Annotated in this window: 8 protein-coding genes; 5 read left to right on the forward strand and 3 right to left on the reverse strand. The window is 72.9% G+C overall.

Annotated elements, in window-relative coordinates:
• Positions 1 to 2 precede the first annotated feature (2 nt).
• Entirely contained in the window at positions 3 to 185 is a 183-nt protein-coding gene (locus HG542_RS07845; RefSeq protein ID WP_171079365.1) for a tail-anchor membrane protein, read from the reverse strand.
• A gap of 213 nt (positions 186 to 398) precedes the next feature.
• On the opposite strand from HG542_RS07845, the gene HG542_RS07850 reads away from it, so the two are divergent.
• The 3 genes from HG542_RS07850 (at position 399) to HG542_RS07860 (ending at position 5,584) form a co-directional block, all read left to right on the forward strand.
• Positions 399 to 3,278, forward strand: coding sequence for an SCO1167/SCO6262 family helicase (locus HG542_RS07850; RefSeq protein WP_171079366.1), 2,880 nt, complete (start codon positions 399 to 401; stop codon positions 3,276 to 3,278).
• Positions 3,275 to 4,534 carry an SWF or SNF family helicase gene (locus tag HG542_RS07855; RefSeq protein ID WP_171079367.1) on the forward strand — a complete coding sequence of 420 codons (1,260 nt, stop codon included), beginning with the start codon at positions 3,275 to 3,277 and terminating at the stop codon, positions 4,532 to 4,534. Before HG542_RS07850 ends, HG542_RS07855 begins: the two co-directional genes overlap by 4 nt.
• Before the next feature lie 180 nt (positions 4,535 to 4,714).
• On the forward strand, positions 4,715 to 5,584 hold the full coding sequence (locus tag HG542_RS07860; protein WP_171079368.1) for a YceI family protein: 870 nt from the start codon (positions 4,715 to 4,717) through the stop codon (positions 5,582 to 5,584).
• 24 nt (positions 5,585 to 5,608) lie between these two features.
• Here the strand turns inward: HG542_RS07860 and HG542_RS07865 are convergent, their stop codons facing one another.
• Complete coding sequence (locus HG542_RS07865; protein WP_171079369.1) at positions 5,609 to 6,010, reverse strand: hypothetical protein; 402 nt, start codon at positions 6,008 to 6,010, stop codon at positions 5,609 to 5,611.
• A 189-nt stretch (positions 6,011 to 6,199) separates the two neighbouring features.
• Complete coding sequence (locus HG542_RS07870) at positions 6,200 to 7,063, reverse strand: phosphatidylinositol-specific phospholipase C/glycerophosphodiester phosphodiesterase family protein (protein ID WP_171079370.1); 864 nt, start codon at positions 7,061 to 7,063, stop codon at positions 6,200 to 6,202.
• 198 nt (positions 7,064 to 7,261) lie between these two features.
• Here HG542_RS07870 and HG542_RS07875 point away from each other — a divergent pair, with 198 nt between their 5' ends.
• Together HG542_RS07875 and HG542_RS07880 are read left to right on the forward strand one after the other, a co-directional pair.
• On the forward strand, positions 7,262 to 8,497 hold the full coding sequence (locus HG542_RS07875; protein WP_227725586.1) for a phosphodiester glycosidase family protein: 1,236 nt from the start codon (positions 7,262 to 7,264) through the stop codon (positions 8,495 to 8,497).
• Positions 8,498 to 8,643: 146 nt separating this feature from the next.
• The coding region (locus tag HG542_RS07880; RefSeq protein ID WP_171079371.1) for a cyclic nucleotide-binding domain-containing protein at positions 8,644 to 9,444 on the forward strand (801 nt) is incomplete at its 3' end.

Raw genomic sequence — 9,444 nt, forward strand, 5'->3', positions numbered from 1 at the left:
CCCTAACGGCCCAGCTCCTTGCGGGACACCCGGCGCAGCCTCTTGCGCTGCGAGGGATCCAGCAGGAGATACGCGCCGGCCGGCACACCGACGATCACCAGCACCGCCATCCAGAACGGCAGCAGCCACAGCAGGATCACTCCCACCGCCACGCCACCGACGGCAACCTTGGCCCTGTTGCTCATTTCCGTGCCTCCTTCGCGACAGCTGCCGCTCTGCCTCTCGGAACGCGCGGCGGCCGCGCCCGGTTCCTCGCCGTATGCCCCGTCGAGTCCAGTGCCAGCGTACGTCCGCCGTGTGGCGTGGTTCACTTCCGGGAGGCAGTCGCCGGCAGCGCCCTTCCTGTACCCTCGGGCGCTCCCAGGCCTGCTAGTCAAATTTGAGGAGTGCGTCGCTCCGTGAGCCCGGCCCCTGCCGCATCACCCTCCGACATCTCCCGGCTCGTCCACTGCTCGGCGGTCTTCCTTCCCGGAGACCCCGCACGCACCGGACGGGTCGCCTTCTGGCTGCCGGACGGTGAACCGCCCACCGCACCGGAAGCCGCCGAAGAACTGACGATCGCCGTCGCCGACGGAGCGGATGTCGCCACCACGACCGTACGCGCCACCGTGCTGCCGGTACGGGACGCCCTGCCCGTCCTGACACGCGCCCGGGCCGCCCGGACGGACGAAGCCGCCGCCTTCTGGGGAGCCGCCGCGGTACTCGCCCTGCAACTGGCCGCCCGCGGCAGGCTGTTGCCCGGGCTGAGCGCTTCCGGACACGACGCCTGGCGGGCCGGGCCGCTCTCCGCCGACGACCTGCGCCGCATCCGCGAACTGGCCGACGCCATGCCGCCCGCCGCGCACGCCGTGCCGCTGCCCGGCGACGGCCCCCTGCTGCTGCCCGCCCCGGAAGCGCTCGTGCGCTCCTTCCTGGACGCCGTCGCCGACGGGCTGCCCCGCTCCCCCGCCGCCGCCCTCGCGGCCGGCGGACCCGCCTATGCAGCCCGGGCACCCCAGCATGTGCCCGGGCACCGCGCCTGGGCGGCCGAGGTCGCCGCCGGGCACGACGCAGGGGTGCGGCTCTCTCTGCGCATCGACGTCCTCGGGGTGGCCGAGGCCGACGACGACGGCCGTCCACCGCACTTCCGGGCCGTGCTGCAGGTGCACAGCCTCGCCGACCCCGCGCTCGTCGCGGACGCCGCCGAGGTGTGGTCCGGCACGTCCCCCGTCGCGGCCTCGCTCGGCCGCGGCGCACGGGCGAACGCGCTGCTCGCGCTACGGCGAGCCGTCCATGCCTGGCCCGCGCTCTCGCCCCTGCTCTCCGCCGATGTCCCGGACTCCGTCGAGCTCGCCGACGAGGAACTCGGCGAACTCCTCGGCCCCGCCTCCGCAGCCCTGGACGCCGCGGGCGTCGAGGTGCACTGGCCGAAGGAGTTCGTCCGCCGACTGACCGCACGCGCGGTCGTCGGCCCGCCGGACGACAACGACGAGCAGCAGCCGGACGAACGGCCGGGCATGCCGTCCCTCTTCTCCGCCGACGCGCTGCTCGCCTTCGGCTGGCGCTTCGCCCTCGGCGACCAGGAGCTCACCCGCGACGAGCTCGGCCGGCTCGCCGAAGCGCGCCGCCCCGCCGTCCGGTTGCGCGACCAGTGGGTGCTCGTCGACCCGGAAGCCGTACGCCGCGCCCTTGCACGACAGGACCGCAAGGTCACCCCGGTCGAGGCCCTCGGCGCCGCCCTCACCGGGCACGCCGCCGCAGGGGACGACACCGAGGGCGAGGAGACGGTCGACGTTCAGGCCACCGGCTGGCTGGCCGCACTGCGCGACCGCATCGCCGACCCCGAGGCCGGGCACGCCCCCGTCGCCCAGCCCGCCGCTCTGGCCGCCACACTGCGCGACTACCAACTGCGCGGCCTGGACTGGCTGAACAGGATGACGTCGCTCGGTCTCGGCTGCTGCCTGGCCGATGACATGGGTCTCGGCAAGACCGTCACCCTGATCGCGCTGCACCTGCACCGGCAGACCCTGCCGGAGGGCAAGGGCCCCACTCTGGTGGTCTGTCCCGCCTCGCTCATGGGCAACTGGCAGCGGGAGATCACACGTTTCGCCCCCGGCACCCCGGTCCGCCGCTTCCACGGCACGTCCCGTTCCCTGGAGGGCCTGCAGGACGGGGAGTTCGTCCTCACCACCTACGGCACCATGCGGCTGGACGCGCAACGGCTCGCGGAGACCGGCTGGGGCATGGTCGTCGCGGACGAGGCACAGCACGTGAAGAACCCGCACTCCTCCACCGCCCGCCGGCTGCGTTCCATCAGTGCCGGAGCACGCGTTGCACTGTCCGGCACTCCGGTGGAGAACAATCTGACCGAGCTGTGGGCCATTCTCGACTGGACGACACCCGGCCTCCTCGGCTCGCTCGGCACGTTCCGGCGGCGGTACGCACAGGCCGTCGAGTCCGGCACCGACCCGGCTGCGGCCGAGCGGCTCACCACGCTGGTCCGGCCCTTCCTGCTGCGCCGCCGCAAGTCCGACCCGGGCATCGCACCCGAACTGCCACCGAAGACCGAGACGGACCGGGCGGTCGCCCTCACTGCGGAACAGGCGGGGCTGTACGAGGCCGTGGTGCGGGAACTGCTCGCGGAAGTGGCGGAAGCGGACGGCCTCCAGCGGCGCGGTCTGATCGTGAAGCTTCTGACGGGTCTGAAGCAGATCTGCAACCATCCGGCGCAGTACCTCAAGGAGGGCAACAGCGCGCGGATCCCCGGGCGTTCGGGCAAGGTCGAGCTGCTGGACGAGTTGCTGGACACCATTCTGGCCGAGGGCGCGAGCGTGCTCGTGTTCACCCAGTACGTTCAGATGGCGCGGCTCCTGGAACGTCACCTGGCTGCTCGCGGCGTTGCCACGCAACTGCTGCACGGAGGTACGCCGGTGGCGCAGCGGGAGGAGATGGTGCGCCGCTTCCAGGACGGCGATGTCCCGGTCTTCCTGCTGTCGTTGAAAGCCGCCGGGACGGGGCTGAACCTGACGCGTGCCGAGCATGTCGTGCACGTCGACCGCTGGTGGAACCCGGCCGTCGAGGCCCAGGCCACCGACCGCGCCCACCGCATCGGGCAGACCCGCCCCGTCCAGGTGCACCGGCTGATCGCGGAGGGGACGATCGAGGACCGGATCGCGGAGCTGCTCACCCGCAAACAGGCCCTGGCGGACGCGGTGCTGGGCTCCGGTGAGGCGGCTCTGACCGAGCTGACCGATGCCGAACTGACGGAACTGGTGGAACTGAGGGGGACAGGACGATGACGCACGACCTCGACACCGGGCGTACCTTCGGGGCTCTTCCGCCCGTGCGCGGGCGGGTGTTCGCCACGAGCTGGTGGGGCCGCGCCTGGCTGCAGGCGCTGGAGGACACGGCTCTGGACGGCGAACAGGTCAGGGCGGGGCGTCGGCACGCCCGGGCCGGCGCCGTGGGTGCGGTGTCCGTGCGGCCGGGGCGCGTCACCGCGCTCGTACACGACCGCGACGGAACGCCGTACCGGGCGGACGTGATGGTGCAGCAACTCGCTCAGGACGACTGGGACCGCTTCGTCGGTCTGGTCGCCGGCCGGGCGGAACATCTGGCCGCTCTGCTGGACCGGGACCTGCCCCCGCACATGGCCGAGGACGCAGCCGCGGCAGGCGTCGACCTGCTGCCGGGAATCGGCGATCTGGAACCGGAGTGCGCCTGCGGGGCGTGGGACCACTGCGCGCACACCGCCGCACTGTGCCATCAGGTGGCCCGGCTGCTCGACCAGGACCCCTTCGTCCTGCTCCTGTTGCGCGGGCGCGGCGAACGCGAGGTCCTGGACGAGTTGGAGGCGCGCAGCGCAGCCCGCTCCGCCGGCCCTGTGGCCGGGGAGCCTGCGGGAGTCCCTGCACGGGAGGTGTTCGCGGGACACCGGCGCACGGCAGCGCTGCCCGCGCCTCCGCCGCCGGTGGAGGCGCCCGGACGGCCACCCGCGCTCTCGGGCGACCTCCCCGCACCTCCTGGACTGGACGTGGCCGCCCTGGAGTTCCTCGCGGCGGACGCCGCCCGCCGGGCCCGGCTGTTGCTGGCCGAGGCCCTGACCCCCGGCCACGACCGCACGCCCGTGCCGCCCCCGCTCACCGTCCGCGAGGACGCCGTGCGCCTCGCCGCCGACGGCGCGCCCGGCACCGTGACCGACCGGCTGGCCGCGGGTTGCGGCGGTGAACTCGCAGGACTGGCACGGGCGGTACGCGCCTGGCGGTTCGGCGGGCCGGCAGCGCTGAGCGTGCTGGACGAGGAGTGGACACCGGAGCCCGGTGTCCTCGCGCAGGCCCGCGACAGGCTGGCGGCCGCCTGGGAGGGGGACGGACAGCCGCCCCGGCTGGCCGGCGCCGCCAACCGCTGGACGGCCGTGGGCACGGGCGTCCAGCTCCGCTACGGACACGACGGCCGCTGGTGGCCGTACCGCTGCGAGGACGACGGCTGGGAGCCGGCCGGGCCGGGCGGCCGGGATCCGGTGGCGGTGCTCGCGGGCACGCTCGCGGAGGACTGACGCCGCCGGTGCGCCGCCGTGGGCCACGGCCCGCGGCAGGTGCCGCCTGACACCCGATTCGAAGGCCGAAAACACCAAAGAGTACGCTTTCTGAGGCGATGAAGCGCATTAATCCCCCTAGTGACACAATGCGGAGATAGTTGAGCTACACACCTTCTCGTCACAGAAAGGCCCTTTGGGATGGTTCTCGCCCTGCTGCGCCGTCACCGGAGTTCCCACTCCCAGGAGACCGCCCCGATTCCGCCCGGCGCGGGGGCACTCGACTGTCTCGTCCTCGATCCGGTGCAACTGCCGATGCACAGGGCCGAGGTCGCCGTCCGGGACCCGAACGGGCAGGAGGTCGTGCACGGTCAGACCGACCCGCACGGCAGGTTCGCCGCAACGGTGCCGCCCGGCGACTACAGCATCGCGGTGACCGCCGAGGGGTTCCAGCCCGTGCGCCGCTCCGTCCGGGCGGAGGAGGGGGCGCGTACCGCCCTCGACCCGGTGGCCATGGAACCGGCCCCGCTGCCCGCCATGCCCGCACCGGGCGCCTGGCGCATCGACCCGGACCACACGGCCGTACGGTTCGTCTCCCGGCACATCGGACTGGCCGAGGTGCACGGCCGGTTCAACCGTTTCGAGGGCACGCTCTGGATCGCCGACCGTGTCGAGAACTCCCGGCTCGACGTCGTCGTCGAGACCGCCAGCATCGACACCGGCGTCGCCCAGCGCGACGAGCACCTGCGCTCCCGGGACTTCCTGGACGTCGCCACGTATCCGTACATGCAGTTCACCAGCGAGCGCTTCGTGCACCGCGGAGGCTCCCGGTGGTCCGTGCAGGGCGTCCTCAATCTGCACGGCGTCAGCCGCAACATCACCCTGGACAGCCGGTACCTCGGCATCGGCACCGGCATCATGGGCGAGACCCGGGCCGCCTGCTCGGCCTCGGCCGAACTGCACCGCGAGGACTTCACGCTCGACTGGCGCTCCATGCTCTCCCGCGGCATCGCGATGATCGGCGCGACCATCAGAGTCGAACTCGACGTGCAGGCCGTACCGGCGGAGTGACGGTGTGACCGAAGTCCACGGTCCTCAGGAGCCGAACAGCTGAGTCGGCAGATCGGTCGGCAGGACCGTCGGCAGACTCGTGGGGAAGCCCGACGGCAGGGATGTGGGAAATCCGCTCGGCCACGCCGACGGCAGCGTGAACGACGGGGACGCCGACCCGGACGTCGAGGACGGACCGGCCCCGGAGGGCCCGTTCCCGGGACCGGGCCTGTCCTTCTCCCTGCCGGCCAGTGCGAACACCGCGCCCACCCCGATCGCCACCAGCGCCACGAGGACCGCGGCCACCAGCGCGATCCGCCGCCCGCCACCCGGCGGCGGGTCCGGCTGCCAGGATGCCCCGGCAGGCCCGAAACCGTCCGGGGGCGGCCCCTGCGGCGGGGGGCGGTGATGCGGCGGACCGTAGGGAGGGTCGGGAGGAGTGGCCATGCAACCAGCGTCCTCCCGCCCGGCACGCCGTCACCGGCCGGTGACGGTACTGCCACACGTTCCGCCACGGAGCATGACATTCCGCGGGAACGGGATCCTGCGTGGCGCTCCCGGAAGAATGATCTTTTAACAGTACGATTCATCCTGCCCGGACGGACGAGGAGGGCGCACCGGATGCCGCGGTACTGCTCAGCGCGCTGCTCGGAGGAACGCCTCCAGGCCCGCCAGGTCATCCGTGTTGAGATAGTCCGTGCCGGCGGCGAGCAGTTCGTGCCACAGGGCGTCACGTGCCGGGCCCGGCCGGTCGGGAGTGGCCCAGAACCTCACCTGTTGCCGGGCCGCGTGGGCCGTGGTGACGATCCGCCGGAGTTCGGCGCGCTCCCGCCCGGGCATCGGGCCCGTACCCTGCCAGGTGAAGAACCGCCCCCAGTCGTCGCTGACGAGCGGGGCGAAGGATGCGGGCACGCCGCTGCCGAGGTCGCTCAGCCGGGCGTCATAGAAGGCATGGCGCACATGTTCCGCCTCCATGGGGGCCCGCGCACCGCGGTCGCCGGAGACGACGGCCGTCACCGCGCCGCGACGGACCCGACCGCCGGTGCAGGAACTGAACATCGGCCGGTAGCGGTGCAGATGCCGCGACAGTTCCTCGTACGTGGGGCCACCGGGCGTCTTGATGTCGATGAGCAGTTGCAGGGTGAGGTCGTAACCCCGGTAGACGCGGCCGCCGTTGGCCCTCACCCGGCGCAGCAGCGGATCCAGGTAGAGCGCCTCCAGCGTGCGGGCCGGGTCCAGCTCGGAGGCGTCGTGTGCGACGAGCAGCGCGCCGTCCACCAGCCAGATGTCCGCCTCGACGCTGTTGAAGCCGTGCGAGAGCGCGTCCATGAGCGGATGCGGATGCTCGTAGTCGTTGTGCGCGTGCGCATGGAGCAGCGGAGGCTTGCCGCGTCCCGCGGGGTCCTGCTGCCGGGTGCCGGCGGAGGCGGGCGCCGCGAACGAGCCCGCGACGGCGGCTCCGAGGGCGACGAGGGCTGCTCTGCGTGTCCGAGGGGCCATGGTGCCTCCCTGTCCGGTGGGCGGATATCCGAGAGCCGCGCGTACCGACGTCAGTGAGTATCCGGGCCCGCGGGGCCGAGGGACAGGGATCGCGCCGAGAGTTGCCGGGGTCGTCGACGGCCCGTTCCCTGTCGTTCTTTCGGGGCATGGTGAAGTCGCCTGTGCCATGGCAGAGTTGACGGGACCTCTGGGGAGACAGTGAGCAGACGTGGATGCCGCCTGCGCGCGGTACTGACGGTACTGACGGCTTTGGTCTCGCTGATCGGCGGCGGTACGGCCTGGGCCGGCACGGAGGAGGGCGCCGGGCTGCGCCTCGGCGGCAGCACCGCGATCGCGCCGGGCGTGAGCTACCGGGAGTTCTCGCTCAACGGCTCGCACGGGGCGGCGTTCGGGCATCTGCTGACGGCCGACCTGCGTGAGCAGCGGGTGTCGGTGGACCTGCTGTACCCGGGCGTGGTCGGGGCGCGGGGGCGGATCTCCGAACTGGCCGACCGCCGGGGCGCGGTGGGGGCGGTCAACGGGGACTTCTTCAACATCGCCGAGGCGCAGCACCCCGGCGTGGCGGCGACGGGCGCCCCGGTCGGCCCCGCCGTCGCGGGCGGGACCGATCTCAAGGCCGCGGTGCCGGACGGCCAGCGCTTCGGCCCGGCGATGCCGTCCGGCGTGACCACGGAGGACGTCTTCGGCGTGGGGACGGACCGGGTGGGCCGCATGGACCGGCTCCGGCTGCGGGGCGCGGTGCGGACCGGCGACGGCTCGCTCGCCCTGAGCGGCTTCAACCAGTACGCGCTGCCGGTTGACGGCATCGGGGTCTACACCCCCGCCTGGGGAAGGGCCTCGCGGCTCCGGGCGACGTGCGGCACGGACACCGACCGTGGTGCGCCGTGCAGTTCCGAGACCTGGGAGCTGACGGTGAAGGGCGGCCGGGTGGCGTCGACGGCCCGGAGACCGGGGCGCGGGACGATCGCCTCCGGTTCGGTGGTGCTGGTGGGGCGCGAGGGCGGGGCGCGAGCGCTGCGCAAGCTGGGGCGCGGCGACCGGGTGCGCGTCGACGAGTGGCTCCAGCCGCGCAGATACGGGCCGTTCCGGTGCGCGCTGGGCGGCTTCCCGATCCTGCGCGGCGGCCGGGCCCTGTCCGGCCTGGACGACGAGACCTCCACCGTCCGCACGGCCGCGGGCCTGGCGGACCGGGGGCGGCGCCTGTACCTGCTGGCGCTGGACGGCTCCGCCGACTACCGTTCCGGGCTGACCATCGCCGAACTGGCCCGCGCCATGCGGAAACTGGGGGCCACGGACGCCTTCAACCTCGACGGGGGCGGCTCGAGCACGCTCGTGACGCGAACGCACGGCGCGCACGCGACCGTTCGCAACCATCCGTCGGGCGGCACGGAGCGGCCGGTGGCCAATGGCATCGGGATTTTTGTACGACCTTGACATCCTCCGTCAATCCCATCCTTTTGAGTGACTGCACCCCCACAAGTGCGCTGCTAGCTTCGGGAGGGGCGGCGAGCGCGAATTCCTCGGCGGCTCCGTGATGCGCAATTCCGCGATGAACGTGACGAATGGGTGGGCATTCGAATATGACGACGTCTGTGGAGTCCGGCGCCGACGCCGGAATCCCCCCGGGCAGGCTGAGCCTCAGCACCGAGGCGGCCCGGAACCTGGCGACCACGACCAAGTCCGTGCCGCAGATGCAGGGGATCACCTCGCGGTGGCTGCTGCGCCTGCTGCCCTGGGTGCAGATCTCCGGCGGCACGTACCGGGTCAACCGACGGCTGACGCACACACTGGGCGACGGACGGGTGGAGTTCGTCACCACCGGGGCCGCGGTGAGCGTCATCCCGGCGGAGCTGGGTGAACTTCCGCCGCTGCGCGGCTTCTCCGGGGCGGACGTGCTGGAGGAGCTGGCGGGCCGGTTCGTGCAGCGGGAGTTCCGCCCCGGCGACGTGCTGGTGGAAGCAGGGCAGCCGGCCGACCAGGTGGTGCTGGTGGCGCACGGCAAGCTCAGCAAAGTACACGAGGGCCGGTACGGGGATCCGGCCGCGCTCGGCGTGCTCGCCGACGGCGACCACTTCGGCGACCAGGGGCTCGCCACCACGGAGGCCGGCACCTGGGACTTCACCGTGAAGGCCGTCACGGCCTGCACCGTCCTGGCCCTGCCGCTCCAGGAGTTCCACGAGCTGGCGGAGCGTTCGCCCGAACTGCGTGCCCACATCGAGGCGTTCCGCGAAGCCGCCGCGCGCCCGCGGAACGAACACGGCGAGTCGGCCATCGACGTCGCGTCCGGCCATGTCGGCGAACCGGCCTTGCCCGGGGTCTTCGCGGACTACGAGCGCGCTCCCCGCGAGTACGGGCTGAGCGTGGCGCAGACGGTGCTGCGG

Source organism: Streptomyces morookaense (assembly GCF_013030945.1).
Classification (GTDB): domain Bacteria; phylum Actinomycetota; class Actinomycetes; order Streptomycetales; family Streptomycetaceae; genus Streptomyces; species Streptomyces morookaensis.